Source organism: Mesorhizobium sp. M0590, assembly GCF_040320905.1.
Taxonomy (GTDB): domain Bacteria; phylum Pseudomonadota; class Alphaproteobacteria; order Rhizobiales; family Rhizobiaceae; genus Mesorhizobium.
The window spans coordinates 212,398-235,596 of the sequence record NZ_JAMYQN010000008.1 but is presented as its reverse complement, the minus strand read 5'-3'; the positions used below and the strand labels follow the sequence as shown (position 1 = coordinate 235,596).

16 protein-coding genes are annotated in these 23,199 nt (G+C 62.6%); 11 read left to right on the top strand and 5 right to left on the bottom strand.

Going from position 1 to position 23,199, the window contains the following annotated elements; translation table 11 throughout:
• Window positions 1-152 precede the first annotated feature (152 nt).
• The 7 genes from NKI52_RS16055 (at window position 153) to NKI52_RS16025 (ending at window position 7,991) form a co-directional block, all read left to right on the top strand.
• Entirely contained in the window at window positions 153-872 is a 720-nt protein-coding gene (locus tag NKI52_RS16055) for a hypothetical protein (protein ID WP_352698584.1), read from the top strand.
• 122 nt (window positions 873-994) lie between these two features.
• Entirely contained in the window at window positions 995-2,440 is a 1,446-nt protein-coding gene (locus NKI52_RS16050) for a homospermidine synthase (protein WP_352576117.1), read from the top strand.
• A gap of 186 nt (window positions 2,441-2,626) precedes the next feature.
• Window positions 2,627-3,001 (top strand): outer membrane lipoprotein Omp10, encoded by a 375-nt coding sequence (gene omp10 / locus NKI52_RS16045; protein ID WP_023720183.1) that lies wholly within the window; start codon window positions 2,627-2,629, stop codon window positions 2,999-3,001.
• A gap of 190 nt (window positions 3,002-3,191) precedes the next feature.
• On the top strand, window positions 3,192-5,219 hold the full coding sequence (locus tag NKI52_RS16040; RefSeq protein WP_352698582.1) for a 5'-nucleotidase C-terminal domain-containing protein: 2,028 nt from the start codon (window positions 3,192-3,194) through the stop codon (window positions 5,217-5,219).
• 150 nt (window positions 5,220-5,369) lie between these two features.
• Complete coding sequence (gene hemH / locus NKI52_RS16035; protein WP_352633666.1) at window positions 5,370-6,434, top strand: ferrochelatase; 1,065 nt, start codon at window positions 5,370-5,372, stop codon at window positions 6,432-6,434.
• 131 nt (window positions 6,435-6,565) lie between these two features.
• Window positions 6,566-7,516: an SPFH domain-containing protein gene (locus NKI52_RS16030; protein WP_023675391.1), complete on the top strand. Its 951-nt coding sequence runs from the start codon at window positions 6,566-6,568 to the stop codon at window positions 7,514-7,516.
• Window positions 7,517-7,526: 10 nt separating this feature from the next.
• Window positions 7,527-7,991 (top strand): NfeD family protein, encoded by a 465-nt coding sequence (locus NKI52_RS16025; RefSeq protein ID WP_352698580.1) that lies wholly within the window; start codon window positions 7,527-7,529, stop codon window positions 7,989-7,991.
• Between the two features lie 7 nt (window positions 7,992-7,998).
• Here the strand turns inward: NKI52_RS16025 and NKI52_RS16020 are convergent, their stop codons facing one another.
• Window positions 7,999-9,000, bottom strand: coding sequence for a KpsF/GutQ family sugar-phosphate isomerase (locus NKI52_RS16020; protein WP_023675389.1), 1,002 nt, complete (start codon window positions 8,998-9,000; stop codon window positions 7,999-8,001).
• A gap of 177 nt (window positions 9,001-9,177) precedes the next feature.
• Between NKI52_RS16020 and NKI52_RS16015 the strand changes: the two genes are divergently transcribed.
• Window positions 9,178-10,917 (top strand): outer membrane beta-barrel protein, encoded by a 1,740-nt coding sequence (locus NKI52_RS16015; protein ID WP_502897758.1) that lies wholly within the window; start codon window positions 9,178-9,180, stop codon window positions 10,915-10,917.
• Window positions 10,918-11,049: 132 nt separating this feature from the next.
• Here NKI52_RS16015 and galU read toward each other — a convergent pair whose 3' ends face one another.
• Window positions 11,050-11,955, bottom strand: coding sequence for a UTP--glucose-1-phosphate uridylyltransferase GalU (gene galU / locus NKI52_RS16010; RefSeq protein WP_023675387.1), 906 nt, complete (start codon window positions 11,953-11,955; stop codon window positions 11,050-11,052).
• Between the two features lie 207 nt (window positions 11,956-12,162).
• Between galU and NKI52_RS16005 the strand changes: the two genes are divergently transcribed.
• Window positions 12,163-13,389 carry a lytic murein transglycosylase gene (locus NKI52_RS16005; protein ID WP_352568143.1) on the top strand — a complete coding sequence of 409 codons (1,227 nt, stop codon included), beginning with the start codon at window positions 12,163-12,165 and terminating at the stop codon, window positions 13,387-13,389.
• A 26-nt stretch (window positions 13,390-13,415) separates the two neighbouring features.
• The gene (locus NKI52_RS16000) at window positions 13,416-14,663 is read left to right on the top strand and encodes an SGNH/GDSL hydrolase family protein (RefSeq protein WP_352568145.1); all 1,248 of its coding nucleotides are present in this window, start codon (window positions 13,416-13,418) and stop codon (window positions 14,661-14,663) included.
• Window positions 14,664-14,685: 22 nt separating this feature from the next.
• On the opposite strand, the gene NKI52_RS15995 is transcribed toward NKI52_RS16000, so the two are convergent.
• Window positions 14,686-16,140, bottom strand: coding sequence for a glutamate synthase subunit beta (locus NKI52_RS15995; RefSeq protein ID WP_352448228.1), 1,455 nt, complete (start codon window positions 16,138-16,140; stop codon window positions 14,686-14,688).
• Between the two features lie 143 nt (window positions 16,141-16,283).
• Window positions 16,284-21,014, bottom strand: coding sequence for a glutamate synthase large subunit (gene gltB, locus NKI52_RS15990; RefSeq protein ID WP_352568147.1), 4,731 nt, complete (start codon window positions 21,012-21,014; stop codon window positions 16,284-16,286).
• Window positions 21,015-21,489: 475 nt separating this feature from the next.
• Here gltB and NKI52_RS15985 point away from each other — a divergent pair, with 475 nt between their 5' ends.
• Window positions 21,490-22,542, top strand: coding sequence for a threonine aldolase family protein (locus NKI52_RS15985; RefSeq protein WP_352682485.1), 1,053 nt, complete (start codon window positions 21,490-21,492; stop codon window positions 22,540-22,542).
• Window positions 22,543-22,631: 89 nt separating this feature from the next.
• Here the strand turns inward: NKI52_RS15985 and NKI52_RS15980 are convergent, their stop codons facing one another.
• Window positions 22,632-23,096, bottom strand: a complete 465-nt coding sequence (locus tag NKI52_RS15980) for an Hsp20 family protein (RefSeq protein ID WP_023675381.1) — start codon at window positions 23,094-23,096, stop codon at window positions 22,632-22,634.
• Window positions 23,097-23,199: the final 103 nt, after the last annotated feature.

Below are 23,199 nucleotides of genomic sequence, written 5' to 3'. Positions count from 1 at the left end.
GCGCTGCCGCTCAGATTGGAACGGGTCGCAAGTCGGCAAGTGACCGGGAACGAGCCCAGCACCCCGCTCGATCTCTACGATTTCAGCTTCATGAACTTCTTCGCCATGACACGCCGCTCACTATGGAAACGTCCCCTTATGACTATCTGCGGATGGACACTCAGCTCGATAACGGCAAGACGACTGGCTGGCCGGACGCAACCTACCGCTATGTTGTCGACCCTCGCACCAAATTCGCCACGCCGCGCATTGTCGAACTGTCCGCCAACGTTCTGATCGAGGCCGCGAATGCTCTGCTGCAAGACAGGCACTGGCGCGCAAACATCGGCGCACTGGGCTGTGTGGCGGCGCAATATGCCGGCTTCAACGAAGGCGGGCCGATTGACAGCATGAACGACGGCACGCTCGGCGGCTATGAGGACAGCACATTCGAAGTGAGCTCGCTGACGTCGAGGCTGATGAGCTGGCGGGAGTCCGGCAGCATCTTCTGCGGCGGAGCGCATCCGACCAACTATTCGGACGCCTACATCATGGATATGCGCCGCGGCGTCCTGCTTGGCCTTCAGGACATTTTCTCGGATACGGTGGATGGCAAGCCCGGTCCTTCCCTCGCCTCCTTGGTCAAGCAGCGGCGCAAGAAACCGACCGATCAGACCGATATCGATCACGAAGCCGAATGCGGCATGGACGATCTCATCGGCGAATATCTAGCGGTCAGCCTCTGGCGTGAGGGCGACAAGCAGGTTCTGGTGTTCGGGCTCCAGACCCTATTGCATGCCATCCAGGCCTGCGCCGACGATCTGCTGGAACTGCCGGTCTCCGGGGCACGTGACCTCTTCAAGCCTGAATTCGCAAGACTGGTCGAGCCGTAGCCGGGATGGCGCGGCGTGAGGCCGGCCGTCCGCTTTTCGCTTTATTGTGACAATGATCTATGGTTTGTCGCGCCGCGGCCAAGCCGCTGTTCCGAAGCGTTTTTTGAGGGAGTAATCGATAAATGGCGAATGAAAACTGGCCCGTTTACGGTGAGATCACCGGCCCTGTAGTGATGATCGGCTTCGGCTCGATCGGACGGGGCACGCTGCCGCTGATCGAGCGCCATTTCAAATTCGACAAGTCGCGCATGACGGTCATCGACCCGCGCGACACCGACCGCAAATTGCTCGACGAGCGCGGCATCACCTTCATGCAGGATGCGGTGACCAAAAAGAACTACAAGAAGCTGCTGACACCGCTTTTGACCAATGGCGGCGGCCAGGGCTTTTGCGTCAACCTGTCGGTCGACACTTCCTCGCTTGAGCTGATGAAGCTCTGCCGCAAGCTTGGCGTCCTCTATATCGACACGGTGGTCGAACCCTGGCTCGGCTTTTATTTCGACGAGAAGGCCGACAACGCCTCACGCACCAACTATGCGCTGCGCGAGACCGTACGTACTGAAATCGCGAAGAACCCTGGCGGCACCACGGCGATCTCGTGCTGCGGCGCCAATCCGGGCATGGTCTCGTGGTTCGTCAAGCAGGCACTGGTCAATCTCGCCACAGATCTTGGCCTCGACTTCTCGGAACCCGCGCAGCACGATCGCGAAGGCTGGGCCAGGCTGATGAAGAAGGCCGGCGTCAAGGGCATCCATATCGCCGAGCGCGACACCCAGCGCACCAAGAAGCCCAAGCCGATGAACGTGTTCTGGAACACCTGGTCGGTCGAAGGCTTCATTTCGGAAGGGCTGCAGCCGGCCGAGCTCGGCTGGGGCACGCATGAGGCGTGGATGCCGAAGAACGCCAAAAGCCACAAGAACGGTTCGAAGGCCGCGATCTATCTGGAGCAGCCCGGCGCCAATACACGCGTGCGCACATGGTGTCCGACGCCCGGCCCGCAATACGGTTTCCTGGTGACACACAACGAAGCGATCTCGATTGCCGATTTTTTCACGCTGCGCGGCAAGAAGGGCAAGGTGCAATACCGGCCGACCTGCCATTACGCCTATCATCCCTGCAACGACGCCGTGCTGTCGCTGCACGAGATGTTCGGTGTCGCCGGCAAGGCTCAGCCCGTGCATCACGTGCTCGACGAAAATGAACTGGTCGATGGCGTCGACGAACTCGGCGTGCTGCTCTACGGCCACGCCAAGAACGCCTACTGGTACGGCTCGCAGCTGTCGCTGGCCGAGGCGCGCAAGCTGGCGCCCTATCAGAACGCCACCGGCATGCAGGTCACGTCGGCGGTGCTGGCCGGCATGGTCTGGGCGCTGGAAAATCCCGAGGCCGGCATCGTCGAAGCCGACGAGATGGATTACAAGCGCTGCCTCGACGTGCAGAACCCATATCTCGGGCCGGTCAGGAGCTATTATACCGACTGGACGCCGCTCGACAATCGGCCTGGTCTGTTTCCCGAGGATCTCGACACCAAAGACCCGTGGCAATTCCGCAACATCCTCGTTCGATAGCAGCGTTGCCTCGACACTCCGCCAGCTTGCAATCGCCCGGAAATCGGGCGATTGAAGAGGGGCGGCCTAGAGCGACGTGCGTCCATTTGGACGCACAAAGTACGCTCTAGCACTTTGAATGTGCGCATCGTGCTTTCCGAAAATCGGATCGATTTTGGGCCGATGCGAGAGGAGAGGATCTTGAAGATGACGATTGCGCAAAGACTGCTTTCGGCTGGCATTGCCGCGGCCGCTACGGTCGCGTTGGCGGCCTGCACGACAACCGGCCCAGGCGAGCCGCCGGTGATCACGGCCAAGGGGGTTGAAGGCTCCTGGATCGACGCGCAGGGCACGGGCTTGTCGACCTTCAAGGGCGGCAGCTTCGCGACCGTCGCCACCGATACCGGCCAGAAGCTTGCCGATGGCAGCTACACCATGACCGGCGGCACCTCGGTCGAGATCCATGGCACTTCGCTGATCCGCCAGACGCCAATCAGCTTCAACTGCTTGATGGTCTCCACCAGCCAGCTCAATTGCACCAGCGCGAGCGGACAGAATTTTGTGCTGACCAGGCGCACCTGAAATCCGATTCCGAATTTACTTTGCACAAGGGCGGCGGCTTCAAGCCGCCGTCTTCTTGCGCCGGCAAAGCTGATGCCGATTTCCGCTTGCATCGACTGAAACGCGATGTGAACATAGCCCAAGAGGGCTGTTACATCCCAGTCAAACAAGAGCGTTAAACGCCTCTGGTCAAGTTATCCGGGAGACGAGAATGAAGAAGATTGCTGCCATCGCCGCGCTGTCGGCATCGGCGCTTGGCCTGTCGGCAGGGGTATCCTTTGCCGACTACACGCTCAACATCCTGCACATCAACGACTGGCATAGCCGCATCGAGAGCAACAACAAGTACGAATCGACCTGCTCGGCCGAGGAGGAGACCAAGGGCGAATGCGTCGGCGGCGCCGGCCGCCTGGTCACCGCGATCGCGCAGGAGCGCAAGAAGCTGGAAGGCCAGAACGTGCTGCTGCTCAGCGCCGGCGACAATTTCCAGGGCTCGCTCTTCTACACGACCTACAAAGGCAAGACCGAAGGCGAATTCCTCAACCAGATGAAATTCGATGCCGAGGCTCTCGGCAACCATGAGTTCGACGATGGCGAGTCGGCGCTGGCGCCGTTTCTCGACATGATCAAGTTTCCGGTGCTCGGCGCCAATGTGAAGGCCAATGCGCAATCCAAGCTCGGCGACCGCGTCAAGCCGTCGATCGTGGTCGAGGTCGGCGGCCAGAAGATCGGCATCGTCGGCGCGGTCACCAACGACACGCCGGAGCTTGCCACCCCTGGCCCGAACATTGCCATCGAAGACGACGTCAAGTCGATCACCGCTGAGGTCGAGAAACTGAAGCGAGAGGGCGTCAACAAGATCATCGCGGTCACCCATATCGGCTACAAGCGCGAGCGCGACGTGATCGCCAAGATCCCGGGCATCGACGTGGTGGTCGGCGGCCACAGCCATTCGCTGCTGTCCAACACCGACCCCAAGGCGGAAGGCCCATATCCGACGATGGTCGACAATCCGGACGGTTACAAAGTGCCGGTCGTGCAGGCGGCGTCCTATTCGAAATATCTCGGCGAGTTCAAGGTCGTGTTCGACGACAACGGCGTCGTCAAGGAGGCAAGCGGCGATCCCATCCATCTCGACAAATCGATCACGCCCGACCCCGCCGTGCTTGCCCGCATCAAGGAACTCGGCGCGCCGATCGAGGCCTTGAAGAACAAGGAAGTCGCCGAGACCACCAAGGCGATCGACGGCAGTCGCGAAAACTGCCGTGCCCGCGAATGCGAGATGGGCAATCTGGTCTCCGACGCCGTCCTCGACCGGGTCAAGGGCCAAGGTGTCGAGATCGTCATCTCGAATGGCGGCGGCTTGCGCGCCTCCATCGACCAGGGCACGGTCACCATGGGCGAGGTTCTCACCGTCCTGCCGTTTCAGAACACGCTGGCGACCTTCCATATCTCCGGCAAGGATTTGGTTGCCGGCCTCGAAAGCGGCCTCAGCCAGGTCGAGGACGGCGCCGGGCGCTTCCCGCAGGTTGCCGGCCTGAAATATGCGTTCGACAAATCGGCGCCGCCTAACGGACGCGTCAAATCGGTCGAGGTCATGGAAGGCGGCGCCTGGACGCCGATTAAGCCGGACAAGGATTACCTGGTCGCCACCAACAACTATGTCCGCCAGGGCGGCGACGGCTACAAGGTGTTCGCCGAGAAGGCCAAGAACGCCTATGATTACGGCCCGGGGCTTGAACAGGTCGTCGCCGACTACCTAGGCGCGCACCGGCCCTATACGCCGAAGCTCGACGGCCGCATCACCGAGATCGCCGCGACCGTGGCCCCGGCCGCAGAACCTGCCAACCCTGCCGAACCGCCAAAACCTGCTGAGGCTGCGCCGGCAAAGCCCGTTGAGCCGGCAATGCCCGAAATGCCGGCCGGCTCCGGCGACATTTCCAAGACCCCGCCGGCCGTCCCGGCTGAAACAGCGCCGGCACCCGCACCCGCCGAGCCGGCCCAGCCGGCGGCACCTGCGGCTCCGGCCACACCGGCTCCGGCGACCCCTGCTCCGGCTGAGCCGGCACCGGCCGAAAGCAGCCATGTAATCGTCGCCGGCGATACCTATTGGGATCTCGCGGTGAAGGCTTATGGCGACGGCACCAAATGGAAAATAATCTCCGATGCCAACAAAGCCTACGAGCCACGCCGCCTTCCGGTCGGCGCAACCTTGACGATCCCGGCGGCCTCGAAGTAATCCGGCCGCAGGAACGCAATGCACCCGCCCGGCAGACCGGGCGGGTCTTTCATTTCTGGGATAAGGTGCGGCCAGACGCAGCATTTGAAAACCGGCGCGGCATCGCTACTTTCGCCGCGGCACCGTTGGTTCGCGGTGTTGGAGAACCTCATGACGCTTGCCAACCCTGCTGAAATCAAAGGCGAGAAGACTGCCGCCTCGCCGTCGGCAGGGCGCCCTCTGGTCAGGACCGGCAAGGTCGGTGTCATGCTGATCAATCTCGGCACCCCGGACGGCACCGGCTTCAAGCCGATGTGGCGCTACCTCCGGGAGTTCCTGTCCGATCCGCGCGTCATCGAGCTCAACAAGGCGATCTGGTATCCGATCCTCTACGGCGTGGTCCTCACCACCCGGCCGAAGAAATCAGGGGCCAACTATGCCAGGATATGGAACCGGGAGCGCAACGAGTCGCCGCTGCGAACCTACACCCGCGCCCAGGCCGAGAAGCTCGCGCTCGCGCTCGGCGAGCTACCCAATGTCGTCGTCGACTGGGCGATGCGCTACGGCAACCCTTCGACCGAGAGCGTGGCCGAGAGACTGGTCGAGCAAGGCTGCGACCGCATCCTGTCTTTCCCGCTCTATCCGCAATATTCGGCGACGACGACTGCGACTGCCAACGACCAGCTGTTTCGCGCGCTGATGAAGATGCGCCGCGCCCCGGCCATTCGCAGCGTGCCACCCTATTACAACGAGCCGGCCTATATCGAGGCGCTCGCCCGTTCGATCGAAAAGCATCTGGCGAGCCTCGACTTCGAACCGGAAATTGTCATCGCTTCCTATCACGGCATTCCGAAACCCTATTCCGACAAGGGCGACCCCTACCAGGCCCATTGCCTCGAGACGACCCGACTGCTGCGCGAAAAGCTCGGCTGGGATGAAAACAAGCTGATTACCACCTTCCAGTCGCGCTTCGGCGCGCAGGAGTGGCTGCAGCCCTACACCGACAAGACGGTCGAAAGACTAGGGCGCGAAGGCGTGAAATCGGTCGCCATCGTCAATCCAGGATTTTCCGTCGACTGCATCGAGACGCTGGACGAGATCGGCAGGGAAGCGTCCGAGACCTTCCATCATGCCGGCGGCGAAAAGTTCGCACACATCCCTTGCCTCAACGACAGTGCCGAGGGCATGGCGGTGATCGAGGCGATGGTGCGGCGCGAGCTGTCCGGCTGGGCCTGAACAGATTACCCGTCTATGCACCCGCAATCCGTGATCACCTGATTGTAACATTGCTGAAACACACTTAAGTGTTTGATGGGAATCGGTCGCGTGGAATATCCAACATGGCCGGCCTTTGAGGGGAGAGCCAAATGGGTTTCAGTGGTTTTGATATCGCGCTTCTTGTTCTTGTCGCCCTTGTCGTGCTGGTGCTTATCAAGGGCATCCGAACAATTCCGCAAGGCTATAATTATACCGTCGAACGTTTTGGCCGTTACACCAAGACATTGAACCCAGGCCTCAACCTGATCGTGCCTTTCGTCGACCGTGTCGGCGCCAAGATGAACATGATGGAGCAGGTGCTCGACGTTCCGACGCAGGAGATCATCACCCGCGACAATGCCACCGTTGCCGTCGATGGCATCGCCTTCTATCAGGTGCTCAACGCGGCGCAGGCCGCCTACCAGGTCTCCGGCCTGCAGAATGCGATTCTCAATCTCACGATGACCAACATCCGCACCGTGATGGGCTCGATGGACCTCGACGAACTTTTGTCGAACCGCGACGCCATCAACGAGCGCCTGCTGCGCGTCGTTGACGAGGCGGCGCATCCCTGGGGCATCAAGATCACTCGTGTCGAGATCAAGGACATCAACCCGCCGGCCAATCTCGTCGAATCGATGGGCCGACAGATGATGGCCGAGCGCAATAAGCGCGCGCAGATCCTCGCCGCCGAAGGCCTCAAGCAATCGCAGATCCTGGAGGCCGAAGGCCGCAAGGAAGCCGCCTTCCGCGATGCCGAGGCGCGCGAGCGCTCGGCCGAGGCTGAAGCACGCGCCACGCAGGTGGTGTCGGAGGCGATTTCCAAAGGCGACGTGCAGGCGCTCAACTACTTCGTCGCGCTGAAATACACCGAAGCGCTGACCAAGATCGGCTCAGCGACAAATAGCAAACTCGTGCTGATGCCGATGGAGGCCTCATCGCTGATCGGCACGCTCGGCGGTATTGGCGAAATCGCCAAGGAAGTTTTCCGAAGCGAAGGCACCGCCGGTGCCGCACGACGGGCCGCCCGCCCGCCGGTCGTTCGTCCGAGCGAAACCTGAGGCCACAGCCATGCTCGACCGCATTGTTTCCGAACTCGGCCCGTGGAGCTGGATGGTCCTCGGCTTCGTCCTGCTGGTAATGGAGGTCATCGCGCCGGGCATTTTCATGCTGTGGATCGGCATTGCCGCGCTGTTGATCGGCGTCGTCTCACTGCTCATCTGGGATGCCGGTTTCTGGACCTGGCAAGTCCAGGTCCTCGCCTTCCTCGCGCTGTCGCTGGTCTCGGCCTATGTCGGCAAGCGGCTGGTGGGCGGGCGCCATGATGAAACCGACCAGCCCCTGCTCAACCGTCGCGGCGTACAGATGGTCGGCCGGACGGCGACCCTTGCCGAGCCGATCAAGGACGGGCGCGGCCGCATAAAGCTGGGCGACACGTTGTGGCGCGTCTCCGGCCCTGACCTGCCGGCCGGCACGCAAGTGCGCGTGACGGGCGCCGCTGATACCGACCTGGAACTGACGGTCGAGGCGGTCTAGAAGCCCGCTAGGCAGCACCGATGCGCAGCAGGTCGTGCAGATGGACGAGCCCGATCGGCCGCCTGCCTTCGACCACCATCAGGCTGGTGATAGCCGAGTCGTTGATCGTCTGCAGCGCCGTCGCAACAAGCGTGTCGGGCGCGGCCATTTTCGGCTCTCTGGTCATCACCTGATCGACGCTCATTGCCAGGAGATCGCTGCCGATATGGCGCCTGATGTCGCCATCGGTGATGATGCCGATCAGCTTGCCGTCCGCGGCAGTCACGGCCACGCAGCCAAACCCCTTGCGCGACAATTCGAGGATTGCCTCGCGCATGCCGGTACCTGACGACACCAGCGGCAGCCTGTCGCCGACATGCATGATCTCGCGGATCTGCGTCAGGTTGGCTCCGAGCTGGCCGCCGGGATGGAACGTGCGGAAATGGTCCGGGGTGAAGCCGCGTGCCTCGAGGAGCGCGATGGCCAGCGCATCGCCCATCACCATTTGCAATAGTGTCGAGGTCGTCGGCGCAAGCCCGTGCGGGCAGGCTTCCGGTGCTCGCGGCAGCAGAAGCACAACGTCGGCCGCGCGCGCCAGAGCCGATTTTTCACCCGCGGTGACCGCGACCAGCGGGATCGAGAAGCGCCTCGAATAGGCGATGATGCCCTTGAGCTCAAGGCTTTCGCCCGACCACGAAAGCGCGATTATGGCGTCGTTTCTGGCGATCATGCCAAGGTCGCCGTGATTGGCTTCGGCAGGGTGGACGAAGAAGGCCGGCGTGCCGGTCGAGGCGAGCGTTGCGGCGATCTTCGAGCCGATATGGCCGCTTTTGCCGACCCCGGTGACGATGACGCGGCCATCGATCTGCGACACCATGCCGACGGCTCGTGCGAACGGCTCGGCCAGCCCGTTTTCGAGAGCGTCTGCCAGTGCCGCGACGCCGGCCTGCTCCGTCGCCACGGTTCTCAGCGCCGAGGCAATCGCGGCCTGCCCGTCATGCCGCTTCCTGTCTGGGGATTTCACGTCCATGGACGATGCGATTAGCGCTTCGGCGCGCGCCTGTCCAACGGAATTGCCGTCCCGAACCTCCTGACGGGCCATGCCTCAACGCTCCGTTAACCATCCCCATTTACGGTTTCGTAAGTATGGCGCGCGTGCGCCGCGCAAGCAGTGGTGCCGATGTCCGGGTTTCAGCCTCAAAACAAAATGGGACGAAAGGGCAAGGCGGTCTGCGCTTTGCTGCTGGCAACCAGTGTCTTTGCGTTGTCGCGGCCGGCACTGCTTTGCGCCCAGGAAACCGAGCTGCGCGGCGAGGTTTCAGAATCGACAATCCTGGACGACCAGCAGTACAAGATCAGGCAATCGAGCATAGCCGGAACCCAAGCCGCGCAGGCTGCTGCAACCGCCAACGACAATACGCCGCTGCCTACCTATCGCCCGGCCAGTCAAGGGGCGTTGCCTGACGACGGCACGGGCGAGGCGGCCACAACCGGCGGCACTTTCGATCAACCAGCGGCCAGCGGCGATCCATTTCCCGACAACCCTGCTCCGCCCCCCCGACGGCGGCCAAGCCCGACACAACGCGCCGCCAATGCGGCCAACGCCGAAGACGAGACCGCTGACAGCCAGAAGCGCAAAAGAACCGCGACTGCAGCCGCGGCGGCGACCGATGACACCGATACCGCCGCCATAGACGAGCAGGATACGGTCAACCGCCGTGCCGTCACCATCGATTCCGCCGAGAGGCTCAAGCTCGACCCTGGCGCCGAGCGCACCGAAGCCATCGAAGGCCAGGACAACAAGAACGAGGACGACCCGTTCGCCGCCACCGGCATCAAGCTCGGCTCCTTCGTGATCCGGCCGACGCTCGAGCAAGGCCTGACGTCTTCGACAAACGCCGATTCGAGCAGCCTCGGCAAGCCGGCCTTGCTGTCGGAAACGACGCTGCGCTTCAACGCCGTCTCCGACTGGCGGGAGAATTCGGCGACGGTTGAGGGCTATGGCATCTTCCGCGAAACCTTGTCCGGCTATGACATTCACGAGGCGCAAGGCCGCGTCGACGGCACACTCAACATCGATCTCGATAATGATCTGCGCGCCATCGCCAAGCTGGGCTATGAGGCCTTGCCCGAATCGGCCTCGGCGCCGGACGCGGTCGTCGGCGCCGTTGGCCAGCCGGTGCGCCAGACCGTGAACGGCAGTCTCGCCGTCGAGAAGGATGCCGGCAAAATGCGCTTCGCGCTGACTGGCGCGGTCGAGCACGACATCTTTGGCGACGCCAAGCTTTCGTCGGGCGGATCGCTGTCGCAGAAGGGCCGCGACTCGACGCTCTACACGGCCATTTTGCGTACCGGTTACGAGATCTCGCCTGCCATCACCCCGTTCACCGAAATCGAGATCGGCCGGCGCGCTTATGATTTGCGCGTCGATCCAAACGGCTTCCAGCGCTCCTCGACCAGGCTTGGCGCACGGGCCGGCGTCGAGCTCGATCTCCGCGAGAAGCTTAGCGGCGAGTTCTCGGTCGGCTGGCTGCGCGAAGCTATCGACGACGATGCCCTGCCGGCTATTTCGGGCGCGACGGTCAATGCCGATCTCAAATGGTCGCCGGAACGCGGCACCACGATCGGGCTCACCGCACAGACGACCGCCGAGAACACGACGAATGCGGGCGAAAGCGGCGACATGCTCTATTCCGGCAGCCTCACCGGCGAGCGGCAGATCCGCGCCAACCTGACCGGAAATGCCGCTCTCGGCCTTGAATGGCGCGACTATACCGGCTCCGACGATCATGATTTGACGCTGAGCGCCGAGGCTGGGCTGACGTGGTGGCTGAACCGCTACACCGGGCTCACCACCCGCGCCAGGACTGAAAAACTGACCAGCAACCTGGTTGGGCGCGACTACACGGCCAACAGTATCTTCGTCGGCTTGAAGTTGCAGCGCTAAATGCATGTCGCGCAAAAGTGTGCAGCGGTTTTGCGATAACGACTTGCGTAAAACAAGAACCTAAAGCGCGTCGCATGAGGCCGGTCGAACGCGGCGCGCTTTAGCCGATCAGCGCGGCAACCGGTGTTGAAACTACAAGGCTACGCCGCGGCGTTCTGACGGCGCGAGTTCGTCGAGAAGCGTGCGAATGACACCGGCCATGCTGGCATTCATGTCTCTGCGCCACAGTGCGAAGGCAACGTTGGCCTCGACGAAGCCTTCGGGCGAGCCGCAGTCGAACGTCCGCCCGCGGTAGTGGTAGCCGTAGAAGGACTGTTGCTTCTGCAGCTTCAGCATTGCATCGGTGAGCTGGATCTCGTTGCCGGCGCCTTTTTCCTGACCTTCGAGTATCTTGAATATCTCCGGCTGCAGGATATAGCGCCCGTTGATGTAGAGGTTCGACGGCGCCGTGCCGGTCTTCGGCTTTTCCACCATGCCGGTGATGCGGAAACCGTGATGCGCGTCCTCGCCGCGGCCGACAATGCCGTATTTGTGCGCCTCGGCCGGATCGCATTCCTGCACGGCGACGATGTTGTTGCCGGTCTCGGCGTAAAGCTCGACCATGTCCTTCATGCAGCTTTTTTCCGACTGCATGATCATGTCGGGCAACAGCAGCGCAAAGGGCTCGTCGCCGACGAGCTCGCGCGCGCACCAGACGGCGTGACCAAGGCCGAGCGGTACCTGCTGGCGGGTGAAGCTGGTCTGCCCCGGCGCCGGCTGCAGCCGCTGCAGGCGGGCGAGCTGGTCGTCCTTGCCGCGCTGCGCAAGCGTGTCGTAGAGCTCGAACTGGACATCGAAGTGATCCTCGATGACCGCCTTGTTGCGGCCGGTCACAAAGATGAAATGCTCGATCCCGGCTTCGCGCGCCTCATCGACCACATACTGGATGACCGGCCTGTCGACGACCGTCAGCATTTCCTTGGGAATGGCCTTGGTGGCGGGGAGAAAGCGCGTGCCGAGACCGGCAACCGGGAACACTGCCTTGCGAACTCTCTTCATGTGCCAATTATCCATTTGCATGACTGTTCGGCAATCCCGATTCGAGACATTTTCATGCCGAAATCGAGGATTACTGAACGGCGGGTCAGAAATCTCAGCTGGTAAAGCATTGACGCATCTTTTCACCCCGGACGACACCTATGGTAAACCAAATGCTAACCGGGTTCGGCGATGAATAGTCTTCCTGAGATGAAGAAGGAGGAAAAGATGTCCGTTCGCAACGCCGCAAGGCGCTTCACCAGCGTCCTGACGGCCGCCAGCCTCTCGCTTGCCTTGCTCATGCCCAGCGGGTCGGCTTTTGCCGATGCCGGCTTCCGCCAATGGGTCGCCAGCTTCCGTGCTACCGCCGTGGCGAGCGGCGTTTCCGGCTCCGTCTACGACCAGGCATTCAAGGGCATCAACGATGCTGACCCGGTGGTGCTGGAAAAGGCCCGTACTCAACCCGAATTCACCGCACCCGCTTGGGATTATTTCGACAACCGCGTCCATGACCAGTCGGTCGCCGTCGGCCAGCAGATGGCAAGGAAATGGAAGCCTTGGCTGGACAGGATCGAGGCAAGATACGGCGTCGACCGCTACATCCTGCTGGCCATCTGGTCTATGGAATCTAACTACGGCGAAACCCTCAAGCGCGATGATATCATGCGCAATGTGGTGCGCTCGCTGGCGACGCTTGGTTATGCCGACCCGAAGCGAGCGAAATTTGCCCGCACCCAACTGATCGCGGCGCTGAAGATCCTGCAGACCGGCGACATCGACGAAAGCCATCTCAGCGGCTCATGGGCCGGCGCGATGGGCCATACCCAGTTCATCCCCACCAGCTACCAGTCCTATGCGGTCGATATGGACGGCAACGGCAAGCGCGACATCTGGAATTCGATTCCCGACGCACTGGCGACAGCCGCCAATTTGCTGAGGAAGAACGGCTGGCAGGCAGGCAAGACCTGGGGTTATGAGGTCAGCCTTCCGGACGGCAAGAAGCTGCCCGGAGGCTCGAAGTCGCTGTCGCAATGGCAGGCGTTGGGGGTCAGCCGTGCCAACGGCAGGCCGTTCAAGAACGGTGCGGACAAGGCGACGTTGAAGCTGCCCGGCGGCCGCGGCGGGCCGGCTTTCCTGATGATCAAGAATTTCTCGGTCATCAAGCGCTACAACAATGCCGACAAATATGCGCTCGCCGTGGGCCTTCTTGCCGACGAAATTGCCGGCTATGGCGGGCTTGTGCAGGACTGGAAACGACCGTTTACCAAGCTCTCCTTCGAGGAAAGGCAGGAGCTTCAGAAGCGACTTTCCGAGCACGGCTATTACGACGGCAAGTTCGACGGCAAGATCGGTGACGGATCGAAAACCGCCATCATGGCCTTCCAGGCAAAGGCTGGCTTGACCCAGGACGGGTATCCGAGCAAGGAAGTGCTCAAATGGCTCAGGCAGAACTAGAGCCGGTTGCGGGATGGAGAGGGTGATTGGTTTCGGCTGCGCGCATCCGGTTAATCGTTCGTCGCGTGCCGATCCTCGTTCTGGCGATCGCCGTTCTGGCAGTCGGCTCCGCCAGTGCCTTTCATACCGCGGCCATGGCGCAGGAGCCGGAAAGTCGTGGCTGGTCGCTGCGCGACCTGTTGTTTCCGCGCAGAAGCGAGCGGTTTGAGCAGCCGCCGCCCGAATTCCAGAGAGAATTCCAGAGAACAAAGCCCAGGCCCAAGCTGAGAAAGCCCCGGTCAGTTCGCCGGCCGCCGCCGGCCGAGCCGACAACCCCGGTGGCCGAGAAGGCGCCGGATGCACGCGTCGTTCTGGTGGTCGGCGATTTCATGGCGTCTGGGCTGGCTGAGGGGCTCGACGCCGCCTTTGCCGAGAACACCGGCGTCAGGATCGTCGTCCGTGCCAACGGATCGTCCGGCTTCGTGCGTGACGATGTCTACAACTGGCCAGACCAGGTCAAGTCGCTGATCGCCGCCGAAAAACCGGCAGCCGTCGTCGTCATGCTCGGATCCAACGACCGGCAGCAGATGCGCGTCGGCGATGTGCGCGAGCAGCCGCGATCCGAAAACTGGACCAAGGAATACGAGCGCCGGACCGAAGCGTTCGGCAAGGCCATCGCAGCAACCAAGGTGCCGTATCTGTGGGTTGGCATGCCGGCCTTCCGGGTCTCGAAAATGACCTCCGACATGCTGGCCTTCAACGACATCTTCCGCTCGTCCGCCGAAAGCCACGGCGGCGAATTCGTCGACGTCTGGGACGGGTTCGTCGACGAGAACGGCGCCTTCATCACCAGCGGACCGGACATCAACGGCCAATCGGTGCGCCTGCGCTCCGACGACGGCATCAACATGTCGAAGGCCGGCAAGCGCAAGCTCGCCTTCTATACCGAAAAGCCGCTGATGAAGATCCTTGGGCTGGCCGCGCCGGGAAGCGTGGTCCCGGCTTCTGCCCCGGCCGGCGCTCCCGTCGAGGCGCCGTCACCTGCTGCCGCACCGATAGCTGTCGATCGCACCGTGCCGATGCTGCTCAGCGATCCGGCGCTGGACGGCGGCTCGGAACTTCTCGGCGCCGCCCCGCCGGCAAAAGCGGACAAGCATTTGCCGGGCGAAAGGCTGGTAATCGAGGGCAAGGCGCCCGACGCCTCACCGGGCCGTGCCGACGATTTCTCGTGGCCACCCAAGACACAGCCTGCGACGGCGGCCGCATCCGATACGACGACGGCGATCCGCCAGTAAACAGAACCTCTTCGGAACGGGCTCAGCGCGGCAGCACGCTCGATCCCATCAGCGCCTCGTCGATGGCGCGCGCCGCCTGGCGGCCCTCGCGGATCGCCCAGACGACCAGCGACTGGCCGCGCCGCACGTCGCCCGCCGCATAGAGCCTTTCGACGCTGGTCCTGTAGTCCCGGTCATTGGCCTCGACATTCTTCGAACGGCGGCTGTCGGTGACGATCTTCATCTGCCCGTCGAGTTCCGAGACCGGCCCGCGAGCGGCTGGCCCGGCAAAGCCGATGGCGATGAACGCGAGATCGGCGCGGATGACGAATTCGGTGCCGGCGATTGGCTTGCGCTTTTCGTCGACCTCGCAGCATTTGACCCCGGTCAGCTGGCCGTCCTCGCCGATGAATTCAAGCGTCGCCACCTGGAATTCGCGCTCGGCGCCTTCGGCCTGCGACGATGACGTGCGCATCTTGGTCGCCCAGTAGGGCCAGACCGACAGCTTGTCTTCCTTTTCCGGCGGCTGCGGCCGGATGTCGAGCTGGGTGACGCGCACCGCGCCCTGGCGGAAGGCGGTGCCGACGCAGTCTGAGGCAGTGTCGCCGCCGCCGACGACGACGACATGCTGGCCGCCGGCGACGATCGGGCGCGACGGCCATGCGACCGACTGGATCGGCTCGCCGCCGATACGCTTGTTCTGCTGCACCAGATAGGGCATGGCGTCGTGCACGCCGTCGAGATCGTCGCCCGGGATGTTGGCCGGGCGCGGCGTTTCGGAACCGCCGCAATAGAGCACGGCATCATATTCGGCGAGCAGTTCGGCGACCGGCTTGTCGACGCCGACATTGACGCCGCAATGGAAGCTGACACCTTCGCCCTGCATCTGCTCGATGCGCCGGTCGATATAATGCTTCTCGATCTTGAAATCGGGGATGCCGTAGCGCATCAGCCCGCCCGGCCGGCTCTCGCGCTCATAGACGTGAACGTCATGGCCTGCGCGGCCGAGTTGCTGGGCAGCCGCCATGCCTGCCGGCCCCGAGCCGATGATCGCGACGCGCTTGCCGGTCTTCCGTTCCGGCGGATAGGGCCGGATATGGCCGGTTTCATAGGCTTTGTCGGCAATCGCCTGCTCGATCGTCTTGATGGCGACCGGAATATCCTCGAGGTTCAGCGTGCAGGCTTCCTCGCAAGGTGCGGGGCAGATGCGGCCGGTAAATTCCGGAAAATTGTTGGTCGAATGCAGGTTGCGGATCGCGTTTTCCCAGTCGCCATTGTAGACGAGGTCGTTCCAGTCCGGGATCTGGTTGTGGATCGGGCAGCCGGTCGGTCCATGGCAATACGGAATGCCGCAATCCATGCACCGCGCGGCCTGTTTCTCGACCTCCTTGTCCGACATCGGCAGCGTGAACTCGCGGAAATGCCGGATGCGGTCGGAAGCCGGCTGGTACTTGTGCACCTGCCGGTCGATCTCGAGAAACCCTGTTACCTTGCCCATAGTCCAGTCCCTACTGTCCGGAAGGCACGCCTGGCGACGCACCCGTTAACCTCATAAGGCAGCTGTGGCAACCTTCAGTCCGAGGTCAGGATTCTTGATGAAGATGGTTGCCGGGACGCACGGCCTCCCGGCAATTTCCAAATCTATTCCGCCGCCACGTTCATGCGCATCCGCTCCATCTCGATCAGCGCGCGGCGGTATTCGACCGGCATGATCTTCCGGAATTTCGGCCGGAAAGTCGCCCAGTCGTCGAGGATTTCGCGACCTCGTACCGAGCCGGTGTAGTGGACGTGGTTGGAGATCAGCTGATAGAGCCGCTCCTCGTCATGGCTGGTCATATCGCCGGATACGTCGACACGGCCCTTATGGTCGAGATCGCCGCCATGGTGGAGCAGCTTTTCCATCAGGTCGTCCTCTTCCGGAACCGGCTCCAGCTCGACCATCGCCATGTTGCAGCGTTCGGCGAAATCACCCGCCTCGTCGAGCACATAGGCGACGCCGCCCGACATGCCGGCGGCGAAGTTGCGGCCGGTCTGGCCGATGACGACGACGATACCGCCGGTCATGTATTCGCAACCATGGTCGCCGACACCTTCAACGACGGCGGCGACACCCGAATTGCGCACGGCAAAACGCTCGCCGGCAACGCCGCAGAAATAGGCCTCGCCCTCGGTTGCGCCGTAGAGCACGGTATTGCCGACAATAATGGACTCGGCAGCAACGATTTTCGTGTTCTCCGGCGGGCGGATGACAATGCGGCCACCCGACAGGCCCTTGCCGACATAGTCGTTGGCAGCGCCCACCAGTTCGAACGAGACACCGCGCGCCAGGAAGGCGCCAAAGGACTGGCCGGCCGTGCCGGTGAGCTTGACCGAGATCGTGTCCTCGCGCAGTCCCTTGTGCTTGAAGCGCTTTGCCACCTCGCCCGACAGCATGGCGCCGGTCGAACGGTCGACGTTGCGGATCGGCAGTTCGATACTGACCGGCTGCCTGGCTTCGAGCGCCGGCTTTGCGAGTTCGATCAGCTTGCGGTCGAGCACGTCGTCGATCGGATGCTTCTGCCGCTCGGTCCAGTGCACCGCCTCGTGCGGCGCATCGGGCTTGTAGAACATCTTGCTGAAGTCGAGCCCGCGTGCCTTCCAGTGCTGGATCAGCTCGCGCTTTTCCAGAAGGTCGGTGTCGCCGATGATCTGGTCGAGATGGGTGTAGCCCATCTCGGCAAGCAGCGCCCGCACCTCTTCCGCCACATAGAAGAAGAAGTTGATGACGTGCTCGGGCGTGCCCTTGAAGCGCTTGCGCAGCACCGGGTCCTGTGTCGCGACGCCGACGGGGCAGGTGTTGAGATGGCACTTGCGCATCATGATGCAGCCGGCCGCGATCAACGGCGCGGTCGAAAAGCCGAACTCGTCGGCGCCGAGCAGTGCGCCGATAATGACGTCACGCCCGGTGCGCAGGCCGCCATCGACCTGCAGCGCGACGCGCGACCTGAGGCCGTTGAGCACCAGCGTCTGGTGCGTCTCGGCAAGGCCCATCTCCCACGGGCTGCCGGCATGCTTGAGCGAGGTCAGCGGCGAGGCACCGGTGCCGCCGTCATAGCCTGATATGGTGATGTGGTCGGCACGCGCCTTGGCGACGCCGGCCGCAACCGTGCCGACGCCGACTTCCGAGACCAGCTTGACCGATACGTCGGCCGCCGGATTGACGTTCTTCAGGTCGTAGATGAGCTGCGCCAGATCCTCGATCGAATAGATGTCGTGATGCGGCGGCGGCGAGATCAGGCCGACGCCCGGCGTCGAGTGCCTGACCTTTGCTATGGTCGCATCGACCTTGTGGCCCGGCAGCTGGCCGCCCTCGCCGGGCTTCGCCCCTTGCGCGACCTTGATCTGCATCATGTCGGAATTGACCAGATACTCGGCCGTGACGCCAAAGCGTCCCGAAGCGACCTGCTTGATTGCCGAGCGTTCGGGGTTCTTGCCGCCGCCCGGCAGTGGCAGATAGCGGTCGGCCTCTTCGCCGCCCTCGCCGGTGTTCGACTTGCCGCCGATGGCGTTCATGGCGCGCGCCAGTGTCGTGTGCGCTTCCCTTGAGATCGAGCCAAAGGACATCGCCCCGGTCGAGAAGCGCTTGACGATATCGGCCGCCGGCATCACCTCGTCGAGCTTGACCTTCTTACGCCCGGTCTCTTGCGCAAGCTTGATCTTGAACAGGCCGCGAATGGTCTGCGCCTGCGCCGTCTCGCTGTCGATCTGGGCGGAATAGTCCTTGAACGTCTCCCACGAGCCTTGGCGCACGGCGTGCTGCAAGGTCGCCACTGCGTCGGGCGACCAGATATGGGCCTCGCCGCGCATGCGGAACATGTATTCGCCGCCGACCTCGAGGCTGTTGCGCAGCACCGGGTCGTTGCCGAAGCCGTCGGTGTGGCGGCTGACCGTTTCGGCGGCGATCTCGTCCAGCCCGACGCCTTCGATCAGCGTCGCCGTGCCGGTGAAGTACTTCTGCACGAAGTCCGACTTGAGCCCGATGGCGTCGAATATCTGCGCGCCGCAATAGGACTGGTAAGTGGAGATGCCCATCTTGGACATCACCTTCAGGATGCCCTTGCCGATCGACTTGATGTAACGGGAGACGACTTCGTAGGCGTCGACCTCCGCCGGCAATTCGCCACGCTTGTGCATGTCGAGCAGCGTGTCGAAAGCGAGATAGGGATTGATCGCCTCGGCGCCGTAGCCGGCGAGACAGCAGAAATGATGCACCTCGCGCGGCTCGCCGGATTCCACGACGAGCCCAACCGACGTGCGCAATCCCTTGCGGATCAAATGATGGTGCACGGCCGCAGTCGCCAGCAGTGCCGGAATGGCGATGCGGTCCGGGCCGAGCTGACGGTCCGACAGGATGATGATGTTGTAGCCGCCGGCGACCGCCGCCTCGGCGCGCTCGCATAGCCGGTCGATGGCGCCCTGCATGCCGGCCGCGCCTTCATTCGAACCGTAAGTGATGTCGATCGTCTTGGTGTCGAAACGGTCTTCGGTGTGGCCGACGGAGCGCAGCTTCTCCAGATCGCCATTGGTCAGGATCGGTTGGCGCACTTCGAGCCGCTTGCGGCGCGAATTGCCGACAAGATCGAAGATGTTGGGCCGCGGCCCGATGAAGGACACCAGGCTCATCACCAGCTCCTCGCGGATCGGGTCGATCGGCGGATTGGTGACCTGTGCGAAATTCTGCTTGAAATAGGTGTAGAGCAGCTTCGATCTGTCCGACATTGCCGAAATCGGCGTGTCGGTACCCATCGAGCCGACCGCTTCCTGGCCGGTGGTCGCCATCGGCGACATCAACAGCTTGGTGTCCTCCTGGGTGTAGCCAAACGCCTGCTGGCGGTCGAGCAGTGAGACATCCCTGCGCAGGGCGCGCGGCTCGACCGGGTTCAGATCCTCGAGGATGAGCTGTGTGTTGGCGAGCCAGCTCTTGTAGGGGTGCCTGGTCGCGATCTCCGACTTGATCTCCTCGTCGGAAACGATGCGGCCCTTGTCCAGGTCGATCAGCAGCATGCGGCCGGGCTGCAGCCGCCACTTCTTGACGATCCTTTCCTCCGGCACCGGCAGCACGCCGGCTTCCGAGGCCATGATGACGCGGTCGTCATCGGTGACGATGTAGCGCGCCGGCCGCAGCCCGTTGCGGTCGAGTGTGGCACCGATCTGGCGGCCGTCGGTGAAGGCAACCGCCGCTGGCCCGTCCCACGGCTCCATCAGGGCTGCGTGATACTCGTAGAAGGCCTTGCGGTCCTGACCCATCAGCTTGTTGCCGGCCCAGGCTTCCGGGATCAGCATCATCATGGCGTGGGCGAGCGAATAGCCGCCCTGCGTCAGGAATTCGAGCGCATTGTCGAAGCAGGCGGTGTCGGACTGCCCTTCATAGGAGATCGGCCACAGCTTCGAGATGTCGTTGCCGAACAGTTCGGAATCGACCGAGGCCTGCCGCGCCGCCATCCAGTTGACGTTGCCGCGCAGCGTATTGATCTCGCCATTGTGGGCGACCATGCGGTAGGGATGCGCCAGCTTCCACGACGGGAACGTGTTGGTCGAGAAGCGCTGGTGGACCAGGATCAGCGCCGTCTCGAAACGCGGGTCGGTGAGGTCCTTGTAGTAGGCGCCGACCTGATAGGCCAGGAACATGCCCTTGTAGACGATGGTCCGCGACGACATCGAGACGACATAGAAGCCGTTGTCGACGCCTTTGGTCTCTTCGTGGATACGGCCGGAAATGACCTTGCGCAGGATGTAGAGCCGCCGCTCGTAATCGTCGTCGTTCTCGATCTCGGCGCCGCGGCCCAGGAACACCTGCCGGTGCACCGGCTCGGAAGCGGCGATGTCGGGCGCCTTGGACAGCGATGAATTATCGACAGGCACGTCGCGAAAGCCGAGCAGCGGCTGGCCCTCGAGTTGCGCCACCTCGGCGATGATGCCTTCGATATGCGCCTGCAGCTCCGGGTCGCGCGGCATGAACACGTGGCCGACGGCATAGTGGCCGGGCTTCGGCAGTTCGACCCCTTGCTTGGCCATCTCCTCGCGGAAGAAGCGGTCCGGCAGCTGCACCAGCACGCCGGCGCCATCGCCCATCAGCGGATCGGCGCCGACGGCGCCGCGATGCGTCAGGTTTTCGAGCACGGCAAGGCCGTCCTCGACGATCTGGTGCGACTTCACGCCCTTCATGTTGACGATGAAGCCGACGCCGCAGGCATCATGCTCGTTGCGCGGATCATAGAGGCCGTGCGCGGCATAGCCGGTGCTGGTTCGCCCAATATTGGTCAGGGACGGATTTTTGACGACTGCCGCTTTCGTCTGCGCGGCCTTCGTCGCAGATGGCGTCATGTCCGTCATCGTCCTGTCCTCCGTTCCGTCCCCTTCGGGCGCTGGTTTCCGTCGGGAAGCGCGTGGCTCCCCTTTCAATCTTGCGGCACGTCTTGCGAAATTCTTGCCGACCGTGCGGCTTTCCGCATCGTTCGCATATGGTATTCGTACAGGCCGGAGCCAGGCTGTCTAGCTGTCGCTCGCGGCAATGCCGCAGAGGCGCAATCATATGCCAATGCGGCCAGTTTTGTGCGACAAAATAAGACAGCACTACTGTCCTAAATTTTTATGACAGAAATTTTGGATGCACACAAGACCGATTCACAAAATTCTTGAGGCTTTCGCGACAGAAAATTGCGCGGAACGCCGTGTCAGCGTAGCCTTCAGTCGCTGCATCTACGCTCATGCGTTTCGCTGGCTTTAGCGGATTTTCGGCATCTGCCACTTGCGGCCGGCATGCGAAAGCGGCCAAGCTCGCATCGATTTCCCCAGCATAGGCAGACGCATGATTTTCGCTTCCGACAATTGGGCAGGCGCCCATCCCCGTATCGCTGCCGGCCTGTCGGGCCATGCCGACGGCTTCTCCACCGCCTATGGCGACGGTGCCCTCGACAAGGCCGTTTACCAGCGCTTCAATGAAATCTTCGAATGCGAGGTCGCGGTGTTTTTCGTCGCCACCGGCACCGCTGCCAATTCGCTGTCGCTGACTACCTATAACAAGCCAGGCGGCATTTCCTTCTGCCATCGCGAATCGCACGTCATCGAGGACGAATGCGGTGCACCGGAATATTTCACCGGCGGTTCGCGGCTTTATACAGTCGAAGGCGCACTCGGCAGGATCGATGCCGGCAATCTGGAACGGGCGGTGGACCGTTTCGCACCCGAAAACGTCCATTCCGGGCGGCCGGTTGCCGTTTCGATCACCCAGTCGACCGAAGTCGGCACCGTCTACACGCTGAACGAAATCGCCAGGATTTCGGCGATCGCAAAGCAGCACGGATTGCCGCTGCACATGGATGGGGCCCGCTTTGCCAATGCGCTCGTCGCGCTGGAAACGACGCCGGCCGAAATGACCTGGAAGCACGGTGTCGACATCCTCTCCTTTGGCGGCACCAAGAATGGCTGTTGGTGCGCCGAGGCGATCGTGCTGTTCGACCTCGAGCGAGCCAAGGAATTGGCCTTTTTGCGCAAGCGCGCGGCCCAGCTGTTCTCGAAATCGCGCTTCATCGCCGCGCAATTCGATGCTTATTTCAGGGGTGGGCTATGGCTCGACACAGCACGGCACGCCAATGCGATGGCGGCACGGCTTGCCGCGGCGATAGAAGATTCCCCTTCGGCCCGGCTGGCCTGGCTGCCGCAGGCGAACGAGGTCTTCGCAGTCATGAAAAAGGCCGAGGCCGAAAGAATGCAAGCGGCAGGGGCGGCCTTCCACGACTGGCACAGGCCGCTCGGCTACGACGGCTACATTGGCGAAGACGAAGCGCTCTATCGCTTTGTCACCAGCTTCGCGACCACGCCCGACGAGGTCGACCGTTTCGGCTACCTGCTCGCCGGATAGCAAGCCTTGCCCACCAGCAAAAGAGCGGCGCATTGCTGCACCGCCCTTTCTTCCCGGGGAGTTGGCGTCCCGGAGTTTAGCTGCCTGGCTTAGGCGGCAGTCTTGGCCTCGATCTGCTTGGCCTTGGCCGGAGCCGAGGTGATCGCGATCTTGCGCGGCTTCAGCTCTTCGGGGATGTTGCGCTTGAGGTCGACGAAGAGCAGGCCGTTCTTCAGCGCGGCGCCGACAACCTCGACGTGATCGGCAAGCTGGAAGCGGCGCTCGAAGGCTCGACTGGCGATACCGCGATAGAGCAGTTCGGAGCCTTCGCCATTGCCTTCCTCCTTGCGCTCACCCTTGACGGTCAGCACATTGCGGTGAGCTTCGATCGAAATCTCATCTTCCGAGAAGCCGGCCACAGCCATCGAGATGCGATAGGCATCCTCGCCCGTGCGCTCGATGTTGTAAGGCGGATACGTCTGGCCTTCCGGCTGCGCAAGCGAATCGAGCATGGTGAACAACCGGTCAAAACCGACGGTCGAACGGTAGAGCGGGGAAAAATCAACGTGACGCATGGTGTGTTCTCCTGTTGAGCAACAAGGTTGCGTATGGCCGGTGCGAAACCCGTGACGGCGTTCCGGATGGGCCAGCGGCCCCGACATTGGCGACCGCATGACA

Excerpts from the sequence above, each read along its gene's own strand:
- NKI52_RS16020 (WP_023675389.1), bottom strand. The coding sequence starts at position 9,000 with ATGGACGTGAAATCCCCAGACAGGAAGCGGCATGACGGGCAGGCCGCG.
- NKI52_RS15995 (WP_352448228.1), bottom strand. The coding sequence starts at position 16,140 with ATGGGCAAGGTAACAGGGTTTCTCGAGATCGACCGGCAGGTGCACAAG.
- NKI52_RS15980 (WP_023675381.1), bottom strand. The coding sequence starts at position 23,096 with ATGCGTCACGTTGATTTTTCCCCGCTCTACCGTTCGACCGTCGGTTTT.
- galU (WP_023675387.1), bottom strand. The coding sequence starts at position 11,955 with ATGAAGAGAGTTCGCAAGGCAGTGTTCCCGGTTGCCGGTCTCGGCACG.
- NKI52_RS16055 (WP_352698584.1), top strand. The coding sequence starts at position 153 with ATGGACACTCAGCTCGATAACGGCAAGACGACTGGCTGGCCGGACGCA.
- NKI52_RS16030 (WP_023675391.1), top strand. The coding sequence starts at position 6,566 with ATGGGTTTCAGTGGTTTTGATATCGCGCTTCTTGTTCTTGTCGCCCTT.
- hemH (WP_352633666.1), top strand. The coding sequence starts at position 5,370 with ATGACGCTTGCCAACCCTGCTGAAATCAAAGGCGAGAAGACTGCCGCC.
- NKI52_RS16025 (WP_352698580.1), top strand. The coding sequence starts at position 7,527 with ATGCTCGACCGCATTGTTTCCGAACTCGGCCCGTGGAGCTGGATGGTC.
- NKI52_RS16040 (WP_352698582.1), top strand. The coding sequence starts at position 3,192 with ATGAAGAAGATTGCTGCCATCGCCGCGCTGTCGGCATCGGCGCTTGGC.
- gltB (WP_352568147.1), bottom strand. The coding sequence starts at position 21,014 with ATGACGGACATGACGCCATCTGCGACGAAGGCCGCGCAGACGAAAGCG.
- NKI52_RS16015 (WP_502897758.1), top strand. The coding sequence starts at position 9,178 with ATGGGACGAAAGGGCAAGGCGGTCTGCGCTTTGCTGCTGGCAACCAGT.
- omp10 (WP_023720183.1), top strand. The coding sequence starts at position 2,627 with ATGACGATTGCGCAAAGACTGCTTTCGGCTGGCATTGCCGCGGCCGCT.
- NKI52_RS16050 (WP_352576117.1), top strand. The coding sequence starts at position 995 with ATGGCGAATGAAAACTGGCCCGTTTACGGTGAGATCACCGGCCCTGTA.
- NKI52_RS15985 (WP_352682485.1), top strand. The coding sequence starts at position 21,490 with ATGATTTTCGCTTCCGACAATTGGGCAGGCGCCCATCCCCGTATCGCT.
- NKI52_RS16005 (WP_352568143.1), top strand. The coding sequence starts at position 12,163 with ATGTCCGTTCGCAACGCCGCAAGGCGCTTCACCAGCGTCCTGACGGCC.